The organism is Zooshikella ganghwensis DSM 15267 (genome assembly GCF_000428585.1).
Taxonomy (GTDB): domain Bacteria; phylum Pseudomonadota; class Gammaproteobacteria; order Pseudomonadales; family Zooshikellaceae; genus Zooshikella; species Zooshikella ganghwensis.
This window is the reverse complement of the sequence record NZ_AUAF01000008.1, coordinates 37338-53322: the sequence shown is the minus strand read 5'-3', so window position 1 is coordinate 53322 and position 15985 is coordinate 37338. Positions and strand designations below refer to the sequence as shown.

Genomic DNA, 15985 nt, shown 5'->3' with positions numbered 1-15985 from the left:
CAGCTCATTGATTAAATCTAATTGATTAAATAAAGCAACGCTGTGCCCGTTAACATGCTTACCAAGCCAATAATTCGCAATGTCTTATCATCAATCTGGGCTAACATAGCCACCAATTCACGCCACCGATGAGGATATAAAAAGGGAATAATGCCCTCAATGACCAGCATTAAACAAAATGCTACAAGTAACTCACGCCAAAAATCCATCGATGATGCATCCAAGCCAGCTGATAAACAAAAGTCTCCAAGTGTCAGGCAACAAAAAACCGGGTAATGAACCCGGTTTGAACAATCATAACATGATTTTTATGGAGTACAGTAATTGTTTAGTGGTTTCCGTTAGTCACTACTGCCAACAGGTGTTGCAGGCTGCCTATCAGAGTTTTTCAAATATTTGAAAAAGTCACTGTCAGGCTCCAGTATCATCATACCATTATTTTCTTTAAAGCTTTCTTTGTAAGCATTTAAACTACGATAAAAAGCATAAAATTCTGGATCCTGGTTATAGGCATTGGCATATATTGCTGCCGCTTTAGCATCACCCTCACCTCGAATTTTCTCAGCTTCTTTATAAGCTTCCGCTAGCAATACACGACGCTCACGATCAGCTGTAGCTCGCGTTATTTCAGCCTGTTCATTACCTTGTGAACGTAACTCTTGAGCTTCTTTTTCCCGCTCCGTAGCCATCCGCTCGAAGACTGAGTCACTTACCTGGGGAGGAAGATCAATTCGCTTAACCCGCAAGTCATTAACACGAATACCGTAGTTTTCTTCCGTAAAAGTATTAAGCACCTTAGTCAACTCATCCATTAGTTCATCTCGCTTTCCAGAAACAACCTCTTGGAGTGAGAGACGACCTACCCGGTTTCGCAGACCTGACTCAACCCGCTGTGATAACAATCGATTAGCCTGTAATACGCTACCTGCTGTAGAACGGTAAAACTTACCTACATCTTTAATGCGCCACTTAACATATGAGTCTACAATGAGCGCTTTCTTTTCTTGGGTCAAAAAGCGCTCAGGAGGAGCATCTAATGTCAGCAAGCGAGCATCAAACTTAATAACTTTGTCTATTAATGGCGCTTTAATATGTAACCCTGGCTGCACATCTGGCTCCACCAGCTGACCAAAGCGTAGCACCACAGCCCGCTCAATTTGCGTCACAATATAAAAGCTATCCCAGCCCACCAGAACAACTATGAAGGTAAGAATCAAACCAAATAACGATTTAGGAGTCATCGTACAGTCCTCCCAGTTCTAGTAGCTGTGGGAGCTCGTTTACGGAGTTCATCTGCAACCCGAGTGGCTATACTATTCATTTCTTGCTGTGTTAAACCAGTTGCAGAGCTTGATGTATTAACACTTGAGCTACCTCCAGTGAGTTTTTCTAAAGGTAAATACATCACATTATTTCCACCTTTTACATCAACCAACACTTTATTGGTCGACGTAAGCACTTCTTGCAGCGCATCCAAATATAAACGCTCTCTTGTTACTTCTGGTGCTTTTTCATACTCAGCATATAATCGAGAAAAACGCTCTGCCTCACCTTCGGCTTTAGCTATTACCTCCTGGCGGTAACCTCCTGCCTCTTCTAACTTACGCTGAGCTTCACCTCTTGCTTCAGGGATAATGGCATTACTATAAGCTTGCGCTTTGTTTTGTACCCGCTCTTTATCTTCTCGCGCACGAATAACATCATCAAATGAAGCTTGAACTTCTCTAGGAGGTTGAGTAGCTTCGACGTTAACCCGCCCAACATCTATGCCGGTTTTATAAAGGTTAACATAAGACTGCAAACGCTCTTTCACCTCATCAGCCAAAGCTTCACGCCCTTCAGTAAGCACCGAGTGCATTTCAGAGCCACCGACGACATGACGAAGGGCACTCTGTGTCGCTTGTTCTAAACTGCTGATAGGGTCCTCTACTTGCAGCACAAAGTCTTTAAGGTTGCCAATGTTGTACTGAACAGACATTGCCACTTCAACAATATTTTCATCCTCTGTCAGCATTTGCTGGCGTAAATTGTAGGTACGAAACTCAGTTACCCGTTCCTGAAACTTTTTTTCAAAAGGAGGAAAGTACATATGTAAGCCTGGACCTACAGTGTCATGATATTTCCCCAGACGCAGCACGACGGCTTGTTCTTTTTCATCGATGGTATACACCGCATTCCAAACATAAAGAACAACTGCAATGATAACGACAAGAGAAAACATGCCACCAGAGCCAGAGCCACGTCTTCCAGACGCAGAGCCGCCACCCTTTCCACCAAATAGTCCATTCAACTTTTGTTGGAATTTGCGAAGCACCTCATCAAGATCAGGAGGTCCCTGATTATTCCCCTTATTACCACCCCCCCAAGGGTCTTGATGCTTGTCATTTCCACCCGGTTCATTCCAGGCCATAGACTTCTCCGTTACACCCGTGATGATTAGATAATCAGTAAAAACGCTGTGTAACAAACAAATGTTATTACACAGCTCGCTTTAATAATGATTTGTTTTGAAATTGTAGGAACCTTAGCGCAGAGGTGCAACTTTACTTTACAAGGTTATTCATCTCTACAACGTCTGCAACTCACCCTCTCGCTTGGCCAAGCGCTGTAAATCATGTTGCTGCATCCGCACACGTATCAGCCAACCACCATGATCTTCACTACGCTCATCCAGTACCGCACCTAAGCGAAATAGCTCCGCCCTTAATCGCCCTTGTGAAGGCTTCAGCTGTAAGGTAGCTTCTACGACACTTTCACCCAGCAGCTCTGAAATAGCCTGCTTGATGAGTGCCATACCTTCACCACTGAGTGCAGAAACCCATACTCGCCAAGGTTTGCCTTCCTCATCGTAATCAATTTGCGGAGCACGATCAGCAAGCAAGTCAATTTTGTTATACACCAGCAATGAAGGCACTTTTTCAGCCCCTATTTCCAGTAAAACATCATTAACTTGTTCAATATTGCTATCACGTTCACTGTCATAACAATCAATTACATGAATTAGCAAGTCAGCAGCAACAGTCTCTTCTAATGTTGCCCGGAATGCCTGTACTAGCTTGTGAGGCAAGTGTCTTATAAATCCAACGGTGTCTGCAACAATTACCGAACCAATATCCTGTACATCAATACGCCGTAGCGTTGGATCCAACGTAGCAAATAACTGATCAGCTGCATACACTTCTGCTGTCGTAAGTGTATTAAACAGTGTTGATTTCCCCGCATTGGTATAACCTACCAACGACACAAGTGGTACATCAGCACGTTTTCTTGACCGACGACTCTGATCTCGCTGCTTACGAACTTTATCTAGCCGCTTTTGTATTGATTTGATCCGTTCACGCAATAAACGTCGATCTGTTTCCAGCTGAGTTTCCCCTGGACCACGAAGACCAATACCCCCTTTTTGGCGCTCCAAATGCGTCCAGCCTCGAACCAGACGAGTACTTAAGTGCTGTAACTGGGCTAGCTCTACTTGTAACTTACCTTCATGGGTACGTGCGCGCTGGGCAAAGATATCCAGTATTAATCCCGTTCGGTCTACCACACGGCATTCAAGCTCTCTCTCGAGGTTTCGTTCCTGAGTTGGAGATAGACTATGGTTAAAAATAACAATTTCAGCTTTCAGTTGTTTGACAGCTTGGCGAACTTCTTCAACTTTGCCTTTACCAATAAAGAACTTGGGATGGGGTTGCGGGCTTGTAGAGGTGATAAAGGCGACGGGGTTAGCCCCCGCAGAACCAACCAGTTCTTCAAACTCGCGGGGATCTTCCCGTTCTTTATCGTCAATCAGTTCAGGATGAACCAATATGGCATGTTCGCCACCTTGATGGCGTTCAAAAAACAATGCGAATCTCCTGCTAATTAACTAGCTTGTAGCTTCACCCTGCTCAGTATTCTGCATAGGCAGCCGTACAGGACGACTTGGTACTACCGTTGAAATCGCGTGTTTATATACCATTTGACTAACTGTATTTTTTAGCAGGATAACAAATTGGTCGAAGGACTCAACTTGGCCCTGTAGCTTGATACCGTTGACTAAATAGATAGAAACCGGGATACGCTCTTTTCTAAGCAGGTTTAAGTAAGGGTCTTGTAAAGAATGCCCTTTTGACATTGTTGTACTCCTTTATCGTTCAAAAAAATAAAAAAAAGTGCTTACTACAAAGAATCCGCCAAGTCAGTTTGATTAGCAGTAAGATGAGGTCAACACAGTAATCAATCTACAGCGGCAAAATGGTCGTCATACTGAAAGCCAGCATGCACCATTAAAACCATAGTGTGCACAGCGAAAAACAGCCACATGATAGCTGAAATTTATGAGCCAAACCCTATATAAGTTCCTGCTCTACTATTTTCAAGGCCGTATATTCCGCATCTGTTGTCAGAGAGTCCAACCAGATCAAGTTTTCCCAACGTCTTAACCAGGTAAATTGACGTTTAGCCAGCTGTCGGGTTGCAATCACTCCCTTTTCGATCATTTCCTCGTAACTCAGTTCCCCATCAAGATAATCCCACACTTGCCGGTAACCAACAGCACGCATACTCGGTAGTTTTTTTGATAGGTCGGGGCGTTGCTTTAGCGCCTCAACCTCATCAATAAAACCTAAGTCCAGCATATGCTGAAAGCGATCAGCTATGCGCTGATGCAACACTGCTCGCTCAGTTGGTGCAATAGCCAATTTCAGTGTGCGATAAGGAAACTCATGCGTTGCTTGTTGCTCAAGGTGATACTGGGTAAGGGTCTTGCCCGTCAGCAGATACACTTCAAGCGCACGTTGCATGCGCTGAGGGTCATTTGGGTGAATGCGCTGCGCAGACTCAGGATCAAAAGACGCTAGCCGCTGATGCAATGCTGGCCAACCAAGTTTTGCAGCATCACTTAAAATTTGCTCTCGAATAGTTTCATCCGCAGACGGCAACTCAGTCGCTATACCCTCAAACAGAACTTTGTAATATAACATAGTTCCACCCACTAAGAGTGGTATTTTTCCGTTTTTGCTTATCTCCGCCATTAGCCGCAGCGCATCCTCGGCAAAGTCTGCTGCAGAGTAAGGTTCAGCAGGATCTAAAATATCCACCAGATGGTGTGGGTACTTTGCTAATGTTACGGAATCTGGTTTTGCGGTCCCAATATCCATCCCACGATAAACCAGCGCAGAATCCACACTAATTAATTCACAAGGTAAGTGCTCAGCTAAAAAAAGCGCCAAGTCAGTTTTACCTGATGCGGTGGGTCCCATCAAAAAAATGGCAAAAGGTCGCTGCTCGTTACTCATTAACGGCCCCGAAGAAATAGCTTATCGAGTTCAGTCATTGTCAGCTGGGTCCACGTTGGACGACCATGATTACATTGCCCACTTCGCTCAGTGCTTTCCATATCACGCAGCAGGGCATTCATCTCGGCAACCGTCAGCCGCCGATTGGCCCTAACCGACCCATGACAGGCCATCGTTGCCAGTATTTCATTGATATGGGCTTCAATCCGATCACTAGCACCATATTCCATCAGATCAGTGATTACTGCTGTCACTAGTGGCTTTACATTTTGCTTACCCAAGATAGCAGGAATCTCACGAATCACGAGTGTTTCAGGCCCCATCCTGGCGACTTGAAACCCCAAAGTTTTAAAGAGCGCTTTGTGCTCTTCTGCACAGTCTGCCTCTCGCTCACTAATCGCTATAGACTCAGGTACCAGCAAAGGTTGAGTCTTAATGCCCTCACCAGCATAAGCCACCTTCATGCGCTCATAAGTAATTCGCTCATGAGCCGCATGCATATCAACCAGCACCATACCATGCTCATTTTCTGCCAAAATATAAACACCCTTTAACTGGGCAATAGCAAAACCTAATGGTGGAACTTCACCATGAGCTACTTCTTTATTCTGCAGCTCATGCCAAACCTCCTCTGCACTATTATCCAAGCGCTGCCACCCTGCGATTTGCTCACTGACCTGCTGGGTAGAAGGTGATGTATTCTGCTCCCAGCGCTTAGAAGCTAAGCCTGAAGAGTGCTTGGTAGATGTTGAAGCATACTGCACTGGAGTATCTTCTGTTTGGAAAATGGATGGCTTTTCAGTTTTGTCTGAAGCAGCTCCATTCGTATGCTCACGACTTTGCGACCAGTCTATGGCCTGCTGACCAGCGAATACACCAGCAGCAGTATTATCTTTAGCCTTAATTTCCAGCTCTTTTTCAGCCAAGTTTTGAGATATCAGGTGATGCTCTGGACTCACCTCAGCTAATGCATGGTGTAACTGGCTAAAGAGAAAGTTATGCACAGCACGGCTATCACGAAAGCGCACTTCATGTTTTGTTGGATGGACGTTAACATCCACACCAGCAGGGTCAAGCTCCAAATACAGTACAAAGGCGGGATGCCGTCCATTATAAAGCACATCACGATAGGCTTGGCGGACAGCATGACTGACTAGTTTGTCACGGATAACACGACCATTCACAAAGAAAAACTGAAGGTCTGCCTGGCTACGAGAAAAGGTAGGCAATCCAACCCAACCCCATAAACGCATATCTCCTGCTTGAGCATCAATACACACAGCCTGTTCGAGAAAAGCAGGGCCACACACTGTTGCGACCCGTCGATCTTTTTCCAGTGCGCTATGGGCTGAACGAAGCTGGTGAATAACACGCTGATTATGTCGTAGCTGAAAGTTAATATCGAAATGACTCAATGCTATGCGTTTAATCACTTCTTCCAGATGACCAAACTCAGTTTTTTCAGTCCTTAAAAACTTACGACGAGCTGGCGTATTATAAAATAGATCACGTACTTCAATCGTTGTGCCCGTGGGATGAGATGCTGGTGACAAAACTGGTTCCATATCACGACCTTCGACACGCACACTCCATGCCTCAGCCTGCCCTTCGGTATTTGCTGTCAGCGATAATCGAGACACAGAGCTGATGCTGGCCAGCGCTTCTCCACGAAATCCCAAACTTGCCACAGCCTCTAAGTCTTCTAGCTCAGTTATTTTACTGGTGGCATGGCGGCTCAGCGCTAGAGCCAAGTCATCTTTTAAAATTCCACTACCATTGTCACGAATCTTAATGAGCTTTACGCCACCACTTTCGACGTCAATATCAACGCGAGTAGCACCTGCATCAATACTATTTTCAACCAGTTCTTTGACTACAGAAGCCGGGCGCTCAACAACTTCACCCGCAGCAATCTGGTTTGCTAAACGTGGACTTAGCAGACTTATACGCTTCATGATTAATGCGTCATCTATGTTAGTTGGAGTATAAGCTTAATTTGGAGGGCGCTTAGGTTAACGGGTAACGGGCAAAGTGAAAAGCACCCTGCCCGGTTTTACCTGTCAAAAATACTTCAAATCACACTTTTCCAATGATTTTAATTAGGTATATGCAGGATCTGTCCGATACGGATTCTATCTGCTTTAAGCTTATTTCTAGATCGCAAACTACTGACAGATACATTATAGCGACTGGCAATCTCAGAAAGCGTATCACCGCGCTGAATAACATAGCGAGTTGGACCACCTCTTATTGGTCCTCTCTGCTTAAGCTGAGCAACATAAGTATTGGCTGGAGGGGATTGATAAAAGTATTTTTTAATCCCATTAAAAACGGCCTGAGCAACGCGCTCTTGGTGTGAACCTGTTCCCAGTTTCTTTCCATCAATAGGGTTGGTAATAAACCCCGTCTCAACCAAGATGGATGGAATATCAGGCGACTTTAGTACCATAAATCCAGCTTGTTCTACATGTCGCTTATGGAGTCGACTAATTTGCCCCATTTGACGCAGTACTTGCCCTCCAGCCTCAAGACTTGATGTAAGTGTCGCTGTCATGGATAAGTCCAAAAGCACACCCGCTAAGGTTGCATCTTTATCACTTAAGCTAACATTGCCCACACCACCAATTAGATCTGAACTATTCTCCCGGCTGGCAAGCCAGCGAGCTGTTTCTGAGGTTGCACCACGCTGTGATATTGCAAAGACTGAAGCACCATTTGCCCGTCTATTTTTAAATGCATCAGCATGAATAGAAACAAATAAGTCGGCACGACGCTGTCGAGCAATAACAGTGCGTTGACGCAGCCCTACATAATAATCACCCTCGCGCACAAGAAATGACTTAAATCCTGGCTCCCGCGCAAAAAGCTGATGCAAACGACGGGCAATCTTTAGCACCACATCTTTCTCTCGAAGACCACGATAGCCTATTGCTCCAGGGTCATCACCACCGTGTCCGGCATCTACCGCAATAATGATGTCCCGCCCTACACGTCCAGAAGAGGTGATGGCAACTTGAGGTGCAGACTTAACGATAGGTTTGACATTACGGTCGTATAAATCAATAACCAGTCGGTCACCATAGGTTTGATTAGGTTTTAGCACAAAGCTACGCGGCCTAACGGCTGTTTTTAAATCCAGCACCACTCTTAAGTCACGGCCATTTCGTTTACCATGACGAACTTTATTAATGGGTGTGTTACTGAGCGTCAATTCGCTGAGCGCTGACTTTAATTTGGCCTGCTTAATGTCAATAACCAGGCGGTCAGGATTTTCTAGCTCGAAAATCTTATGGTCGACGGGACCTGACAAATCAAAAACCAAGCGAGTATTATCAGGTGCACGCCATAACCTAACCCCTTTAATATCGGCTGCCTGAGTAACATTCACCAGCCACAAGCTCACGCAGGCCAACAACATGACTAACCTGTTGATCATAATGACAGGAACCCCTAATGGTTTACATTTCTATCATGAGCAAGCTTTGCAGCAATATCTTGACCATGCTGACTGAAAGCTATGACTTCTATGGTTCGAGCCCCTTGCTGATACTGAAGGGTAAGCTTAATGTCTGCAGGAGGTAAAAAGCCCGCGCCACGCTCTGGCCACTCAACCAAACACAATGCAGACTGGTTGAAATATTCTCGCCCCCCTAAAAACTCTAACTCTTCAGGATCGCCCAGGCGGTAAAGATCAAAATGATAAACTACTTGCCCTGATTCCAACTTATAAGGTTCTACGATAGTATACGTAGGGCTTTTGACAGCCCCCTCATGCCCTAAGTGCTGCAAGACACCTCGACATAGTGTGGTCTTACCTGCACCTAAATCCCCATAAAGAAAAATAACACCCTTGCCCCCGCTTGCTTTGGCTAACTGACGTCCAAAGGCAACAGTTGCAGCTTCATCTACTAACAGAATAGCCTGCCCAGAAGTCATTGCTCCTCACTTTCCGTGACTAATTGATTCAAAAGATGGCGAGCTTCAGGTATCAGCTCAGTTGCTCTTAGCCCCCACTCCCCAAACTCAGCCGCAATCACATCAGCTGCCGTTGCATGTAACCAGACACCCAGCTTTGCGGCCTTGCACGGTGGTAACCCGATCGCTAAAAAGGCACCTAACATACCACTTAACACATCCCCCATACCACCAGATGCCATACCAGGATTGCCCGCAGGACAAACCCATACTTGCTCACCATCACTGACTAGGCTACCTGCTCCCTTTAATACAACTGAAGCATTAAACACCTTACAAATACGACTAACCGCAGCAAAACGATCATGCTGGACCGACTGGGTACTTTCACCCAATAACCGGCTAGCCTCACCTGGATGCGGCGTTAATAACAACTGCTTGCGGTTGCAGCGCCAAGACTCAAGCTCTTGAGCCATCAGATTAAGGCCATCAGCATCGACTAACAAAGGCACATCAACCTTCATTACTGCTTTAAGAGCTGCCTTACCCCAGCTATCGCGGCCAAGACCTGGTCCAATGACAATCGCTGTTTTATCCGCTAAAAGACCCTCAAGGTGCGCAGGGTCATCAATAGCATGCACCATCACTTCTGGTGTTCTTGCCTGAATCGCAGCAGCATGACTCGCTAAAGTGGCAACGGTAACCAGGCCAGCCCCCATACTCAGCGCTGCTTCAGCAGCCATAGTGACAGCTCCAGCCATTCCTGGGGCACCACCAATGATAAGTAAATGCCCAAAGTGTCCTTTATGTGCACATCGAGAGCGAGGTAAAAGCACAGGCCCTATTGTTTTTTCAGTTAACAGCCAAACCGTTGAGGGCACCGAGTTAAAAATGACATCAGGTACATTTAAACTGGCATAGACCAGCTCACCGCAATAATCAGAGGCTACTCCCGTGAGCAGCCCACGCTTCATGCCGATAAAACTCACGGTCAGACTGGCTTTAATTGCAGCACCTAACACTGAGCCTGAATCGGCACATAAGCCAGAGGGAATATCAATTGCTAACACAGGCTGGTTTGCAGCATTGATACGCTCAATAATCGCTAAGTAGGGATCCCGAACAACACCAGAAAGCCCCGTTCCCAGTAATGCATCCACCAGGATATCGCCATCTATCTTGATTTCAGGGGAGTATGAGGTCAACACAACGTCAAACTGTTGACACCACTCATAGGCTAAAAAAGCATCGCCCTTTAGGCCCTCCCCCGGAACCACCATAACAACTTCTGCAGTAAAGCCAGCCTGAGCTGCAAGGCCTGCAACAATATAACCGTCTCCGCCATTGTTACCGCCACCACAAAATACCTGAATTTTGCAAGCTGGCTGCTGAGAAATTAAGCGCTGCTGTTGAGACCTTAGGTGCCAGTGCGCAATCATAGCGCGATACGCCGCTTTTCCTGCCCGCCTCATGAGCTCAAAGCCTGCTATACCTTGCTCATTGATCGCAGCATGATCTAATTCTCTCACCTGTTCAGCGGTAAAGAGTTGCTGTGGTAAACTATGGTTCATACGTTGGCATCCCTCAAGCGGAGCTAGATAGCACTTCCTCAATTATACGTTGACTGTAGTCTTTATCTAGCACTTAAAACGTTGACACTCGCTTAAGATGTGGGTTCCCCAGATAAGTAAATAATCACTTTCACTTTGCAACTGACCGTTGTAGGCAAGCTATGCAGTTGACTCCCTCAGGCTCCACCATATTTTACGAGTCCCAGAATCCTCTCAGTCAGAGTTTGCTGGCCTCTGCCAGGCAAAAACCCACTACCCATTTAATGCATAGTAGTAATGAAGCATGACAAACATTGCGACCTCACAAACTGACTTTGGCTTGCTGGCCCAACAGATTAAGCTGTGGGCAAGAGAGCTTGGTTTCCAGGACGCAGGTATTACCAGCATAGATTTAAGTGAACATGAAACTTATCTAAAGAGTTGGTTAGCTAAAGGCTTCCATGGCGAGATGGGTTACCTGGCAGACCATGGCAATAAACGCAGTCGCCCTGATGAACTCGTACCCGGCACAATAAGCATAATTTCGGTGAGAATGGATTACCTGCCAGGCGATACGCAGGCAGTCAAAGTGCTACAAAGCTCTTCGCAAGCCTATATTTCACGCTATGCCCTTGGCCGTGACTATCATAAGGTCATTCGCAAACGCCTGGCCAAACTCGCAAACAAAATAACTGAGGTTGCAGGCCACTTTGGTTACCGGGCATTTGTTGATTCTGCCCCCGTTTTGGAAAAAGCCCTTGCCGAAAAGGCTGGACTTGGTTGGATTGGTAAAAACACACTACTGCTCAATAGCAAAGCCGGCTCCTGGTTCTTTTTAGGCGAACTTTATACTAATCTGCCTTTACCTATTGATACCCCTCAAGCGACTAAGCACTGCGGCAGCTGCCAAGCTTGTTTGGATATATGTCCGACGGATGCGTTCGTTGGTCCATTCCAGCTCGATGCCCGTAAATGTATTTCTTATTTAACCATTGAGTTGAAAGAAGCCATACCTGAGGCCCTCCGCCCGAAAATCGGTAATCGGGTTTTTGGCTGTGATGATTGCCAGCTGGTATGCCCTTGGAACAAGTTTGCCAAGCCGACTCAAGAAACTGACTTTCTGCCACGCCATAAGCTTGACAGTAGTGATCTCACTACTTTGTTTTTATGGACTGAAGAACAGTTTCTTAGCGCAACTGAAGGCTCTCCAATACGGCGTACAGGATACAAAGGCTGGTTACGCAATCTTGCTGTTGGCCTAGGGAATGCTGCGACGACACCAGAGGTTATCGCCGCGCTTAATAGTAGGAAAGATTTTCCAGATGACATGGTACGGGAACATATTCTTTGGGCATTAAAGCAACACCATATGAAAACTACAGGGTGTTAAGAGACACTTAATGCAGCAGGCCCTGACCACGTATTGAGGAAAAGTCTACTCTGTTTTTGCTTGCTTACTTTTTTTCGGTGTAGGCATTTTTTTAGAGGCAGGCAAAGACAATTGAATGAAATGCTCTCGGTAGTAACGAAGCTCATCAATCGACTCATAAATATCAGCCAATGCCTGATGGCTTGACGTTTTAGTGATGCCGTCCAGCAGCTCAGGCTGCCAGCGTCGAGCTAACTCTTTGAGGGTACTGACATCAATGCTGCGATAGTGAAAGAAACGTTCTAAATCAGGCATATAGCGATATAAAAAACGCCGGTCTTGACCAATAGTGTTACCACACATGGGTGACTGGCCTGGCTCTATATATTGAGAAAGAAATGCAATAGTCTCAGCTTCTGCCTGCTTTTCAGTGATTAAACTTTTGCGAACTTTTGCTGTTAGTCCAGAGCTGCCGTGTTGCTGGACACACCAATCATCCATCAGGCTTAGATGGTCATCAGGTTGATGAACTACAAGTACTGGGCCTTCAGCAATTATATTAAGCTGTCCATCAGTCACCACTGTGGCAATTTCAATGATACGATGCAGGTCTGGGTCCAGCCCTGTCATTTCCATATCGATCCAAATGAGATTATCTGCTTTAGCCATTAACCTACCTTATAACCATTGATCAAGCTGGCAACTAAGTACAGTACAGCTCTCTTCAAGCTTTTCCAACAAGAACGCTTCTTTTCAGTATAAAACGCACTGGGCTTAAATATAAATGCCTATAAAGTTGAACTATACTCCACGGTTCATGATAATGCTCAACTATCAGCTAAAGCAAACGCCTATGGAGAGAAAGCCGTCCACCTATGGCTAAACGTCACCTTAACCGCCGCCAGTCATGGCGCATTAAAAAAATTCAAGATGAGCGCGCCAAACGTGCAAACCAGCAACAGGACAAGTTCCAGCAAGACTTAGCATCAGGTGAGCTTGGTCCAGAGCAGCAGGGCTTGATTATTGCCCACTATGGCACTCAGCTAGCTATTGAACCTCTCAACCAACCCGGTAATGAATTTCGCTGTCATCTTCGTGCAAACTTACCCGCCTTAGTTACTGGTGACTTTGTTGTGTGGCGAGCAGGTGCAGATAACACAGGTGTTGTCGTTGCTGGCTTAGACAGACATAACTTACTATCCCGCCCAGACAGTAGACAGCAACTCAAGCCTGTTGCCGCAAATATCGACTATATCGTTATTGTCATTGCACCAATACCTGAGCCTCACGCCAACTTGATAGACCGTTACCTGGTAGCGGCCGAAATAGAAGGTATTGAGCCTGTATTACTCTTCAACAAAACTGACCTGCTTAATGACAGCAACCAAGAGGCATTTTCACAGTTGCTGTCGACATATCAGCAGTTAGGCTATCGTGTGTTACAAGCCTCAACCCATCGGGCACATGGTCTTGATAACTTACAGAACCTGCTTGATCAGCACACCAGCGTATTTGTCGGACAGTCAGGGGTTGGCAAATCATCTTTAGTCAACGCCTTATTGCCAAATGTTGATACGCGTGTTGGTGCACTTTCAAAATTATCAGGTAAAGGTACTCACACTACGACATCAGCAAAATTATTCCACTTCCCAACAGGGGGAAAGCTTATTGACTCTCCGGGCATTAGAGAGTTTGCACTATGGCCTATGACCAAAATGGAATTAGCTGAAGGCTTTCGAGAGTTAAAACCTTTGATTGGGCACTGCAAATTCAGAGACTGCCAGCATGAGCAGGAGCCTGGCTGTGCCTTTCTGCAAGCCAAAGCGGATGGTTTAATTAGTGCAACACGCTTTACCAGCTTTGAACATATTGCTAATAGCTTTACTGAATCTAACTAAACGGTTACTTGCTTAAACCTAAAATGCGTTACTGCTTGAGTGACTCAGCATCTGGCTGGTTCACTCTCGCCCGCTGACGAGCATCATCCAAATTTGCCTTGCCACGCTGTTCAAAAAGTGGCTGTTGTGGGCTTGGTGTGGAATGAGTCATCCGCTCAACTTTCTCTTCGGTCTGCTTACTCATAATCAAAATATCAATCCGTCGATTAACTGGGTTGTAAGGGTTTTCAGGGTCAAATAGATTTGAGTCTCCCAAACCTACTATTTGGGCAACCTGACTCTCTGGAATACCACCATAAACCAATGTCCTTCGTGCACTGTTGGCCCGCGCCGCCGATAGCTCCCAGTTACCAAAGTCTTCCTTTTTGCTGTAAGGCGTTGCATCTGTATGACCTGAAATACTGATCTTATTGGGCACTGACTTAATGAGTGGCGACAACTCTAAAAGCACATCCTCAAAATAATACTTTAATTGTGCACGCCCACTATCAAACATAGAGCTTTTATCATCATCTACTACCTGAATGCGTAACCCATCAGGTGTAATATCCATGATCAGGTTGTCTTTAAAGCGTCTTAACACCTCATTATCTTCAACCCGTGCCTGTAACTCCTGAAGGAGTGACTCTAAACGTTTTTTCTCAATATCTTCCGCTAATGTTGTAATCTGTTCTGCAGATAAGCGACTTCTCTGGTCTTGGTCTTGCAGGGGTGATCCTATCCCCTGATCAACCACCATGGTTGGTGTACCTCCAAGATCAACTACATAAGGACTGGCTCGCTCACTCCAAGCGACGGGATCCTGAAAGTATCCTGCAATCTCAATTTTTTGTTGCTCTGTTGTGTTTTCCAGCAACCACAACACCAGAAAAAAAGCCATCATTGCTGTGGCAAAGTCAGCAAATGCAATTTTCCAAGAACCACCATGATGGTCGTGACGGCTTTTACGAACCCGTTTAACGATAATCGACTCTTCACGCTTCATAGGCATACCTCCCTCTAAAATTAATTAGCGGGAGCGAACATGCTGTTCCAGTTCCATAAAACTGGGACGACTGTGTGCATAAAGAGCCTTTCGGCCAAACTCAATTGCCAGTGCTGGCGGCATACCTCCTAGGGACGCGACCAGGCAGGCTTTAACGCACTCGTAAGCGTTTATTTCCTCCTGGCTCATATGCTCAAGGGCATGAGCCATGGGTCCCACAAACCCATAAGCCAACAAAATTCCCAGAAATGTACCGACCAATGCTGCAGCAACATGCATCCCCAAGACTTCAGGTGGCCCCCCTAACCCTTTCATAGTGATCACAATACCCATAACTGCAGCAACAATACCAAACCCTGGCAACGCATCTGCTACTTTATTTACAGAGACCCCAGGACGACCCAGCTCTTCAGCACGGGTTTCAATTTCCATATCAAAGAGGCTTTCAAGCTCATGGGGTGCCATATTGCCTGAAGACATTAAGCGCAAATAATCTGCTATAAATTCAGTTAAATGGGCTTCTCTTAAAATAGCCGGATAACGTGTAAAAATGGTACTTCCAGCTGGATCATCCAAATCACTCTCAATAGCCATCATGCCATCCCGCCGGCTTTTATTAAGCAGTTCAAACAGCAGCCCTAGTAGATCCATAAAGTAAGCTTGATTAAAACGGCTTCCAAATAGCAAGCCAGGAAAAGAGCGAAGCACTGCAGCAAAAACAGAGGGTGGATTAGCGATAAAGAAAGAGCCAATGGATGCCCCTAAAATTATCAGCAGCTCATAAGGCTGCCATAGCGCCATGAGCTCACCATGGGACAGTACATACCCCCCCAAAACACTGCTCACAACAATAATAAAGCCTAGTAATTTAAACATTGTAAGCTGCCTGCCCAGCTGGCGTGAGCTTCCATTGCTTTAACTTCATTAAGCAGAAGTCCAACCTGTAAACATATGTCGATATCCTGTGGCTATACTTGCAGATAAGAGAACAC

The 15985-nt window shown here is 45.7% G+C and carries 15 protein-coding genes; 2 read left to right on the top strand and 13 right to left on the bottom strand.

Features of this window, described 5'->3' with window-relative positions; genetic code table 11:
- Positions 1 to 17 precede the first annotated feature (17 nt).
- The 10 genes from F607_RS0103255 to F607_RS0103205 all read right to left on the bottom strand — a co-directional run bounded on the left by F607_RS0103255 (position 18) and on the right by F607_RS0103205 (position 10762).
- On the bottom strand, positions 18 to 209 hold the full coding sequence (locus F607_RS0103255; RefSeq protein WP_027706901.1) for a DUF2065 domain-containing protein: 192 nt from the start codon (positions 207 to 209) through the stop codon (positions 18 to 20).
- A 132-nt stretch (positions 210 to 341) separates the two neighbouring features.
- The gene (gene hflC / locus F607_RS0103250) at positions 342 to 1241 is read right to left on the bottom strand and encodes a protease modulator HflC (RefSeq protein WP_027706900.1); all 900 of its coding nucleotides are present in this window, start codon (positions 1239 to 1241) and stop codon (positions 342 to 344) included.
- On the bottom strand, positions 1238 to 2410 hold the full coding sequence (gene hflK / locus F607_RS0103245; protein ID WP_027706899.1) for an FtsH protease activity modulator HflK: 1173 nt from the start codon (positions 2408 to 2410) through the stop codon (positions 1238 to 1240). Before hflK ends, hflC begins: the two co-directional genes overlap by 4 nt.
- A 156-nt stretch (positions 2411 to 2566) precedes the next feature.
- Positions 2567 to 3844 carry a ribosome rescue GTPase HflX gene (gene hflX, locus F607_RS0103240; RefSeq protein WP_027706898.1) on the bottom strand — a complete coding sequence of 426 codons (1278 nt, stop codon included), beginning with the start codon at positions 3842 to 3844 and terminating at the stop codon, positions 2567 to 2569.
- Between the two features lie 21 nt (positions 3845 to 3865).
- On the bottom strand, positions 3866 to 4114 hold the full coding sequence (gene hfq / locus F607_RS0103235) for an RNA chaperone Hfq (RefSeq protein ID WP_027706897.1): 249 nt from the start codon (positions 4112 to 4114) through the stop codon (positions 3866 to 3868).
- 214 nt (positions 4115 to 4328) lie between these two features.
- Entirely contained in the window at positions 4329 to 5276 is a 948-nt protein-coding gene (gene miaA, locus F607_RS0103225; RefSeq protein ID WP_038289837.1) for a tRNA (adenosine(37)-N6)-dimethylallyltransferase MiaA, read from the bottom strand.
- Positions 5276 to 7231 (bottom strand): DNA mismatch repair endonuclease MutL, encoded by a 1956-nt coding sequence (gene mutL / locus F607_RS0103220; RefSeq protein ID WP_027706895.1) that lies wholly within the window; start codon positions 7229 to 7231, stop codon positions 5276 to 5278. Before mutL ends, miaA begins: the two co-directional genes overlap by 1 nt.
- Positions 7232 to 7371: 140 nt before the next feature.
- Positions 7372 to 8712, bottom strand: a complete 1341-nt coding sequence (locus tag F607_RS0103215) for an N-acetylmuramoyl-L-alanine amidase (RefSeq protein WP_038289834.1) — start codon at positions 8710 to 8712, stop codon at positions 7372 to 7374.
- A 14-nt stretch (positions 8713 to 8726) separates the two neighbouring features.
- Entirely contained in the window at positions 8727 to 9212 is a 486-nt protein-coding gene (gene tsaE, locus F607_RS0103210; protein ID WP_027706893.1) for a tRNA (adenosine(37)-N6)-threonylcarbamoyltransferase complex ATPase subunit type 1 TsaE, read from the bottom strand.
- Complete coding sequence (locus tag F607_RS0103205) at positions 9209 to 10762, bottom strand: bifunctional ADP-dependent NAD(P)H-hydrate dehydratase/NAD(P)H-hydrate epimerase (RefSeq protein WP_027706892.1); 1554 nt, start codon at positions 10760 to 10762, stop codon at positions 9209 to 9211. Before F607_RS0103205 ends, tsaE begins: the two co-directional genes overlap by 4 nt.
- Before the next feature lie 283 nt (positions 10763 to 11045).
- Between F607_RS0103205 and queG the strand changes: the two genes are divergently transcribed.
- The gene (gene queG / locus F607_RS0103200) at positions 11046 to 12131 is read left to right on the top strand and encodes a tRNA epoxyqueuosine(34) reductase QueG (protein ID WP_038289831.1); all 1086 of its coding nucleotides are present in this window, start codon (positions 11046 to 11048) and stop codon (positions 12129 to 12131) included.
- Positions 12132 to 12176: 45 nt separating this feature from the next.
- Here queG and orn read toward each other — a convergent pair whose 3' ends face one another.
- Positions 12177 to 12779 (bottom strand): oligoribonuclease, encoded by a 603-nt coding sequence (orn, locus tag F607_RS27965; protein WP_084611086.1) that lies wholly within the window; start codon positions 12777 to 12779, stop codon positions 12177 to 12179.
- Positions 12780 to 12985: 206 nt separating this feature from the next.
- Between orn and rsgA the strand changes: the two genes are divergently transcribed.
- Positions 12986 to 14008, top strand: coding sequence for a small ribosomal subunit biogenesis GTPase RsgA (rsgA, locus tag F607_RS0103190; protein WP_027706890.1), 1023 nt, complete (start codon positions 12986 to 12988; stop codon positions 14006 to 14008).
- 28 nt (positions 14009 to 14036) lie between these two features.
- Here rsgA and motB read toward each other — a convergent pair whose 3' ends face one another.
- On the bottom strand, positions 14037 to 14993 hold the full coding sequence (gene motB / locus F607_RS27960) for a flagellar motor protein MotB (protein WP_051310800.1): 957 nt from the start codon (positions 14991 to 14993) through the stop codon (positions 14037 to 14039).
- Between the two features lie 24 nt (positions 14994 to 15017).
- Complete coding sequence (gene motA, locus F607_RS0103180; RefSeq protein WP_027706889.1) at positions 15018 to 15869, bottom strand: flagellar motor stator protein MotA; 852 nt, start codon at positions 15867 to 15869, stop codon at positions 15018 to 15020.
- Positions 15870 to 15985: the final 116 nt, after the last annotated feature.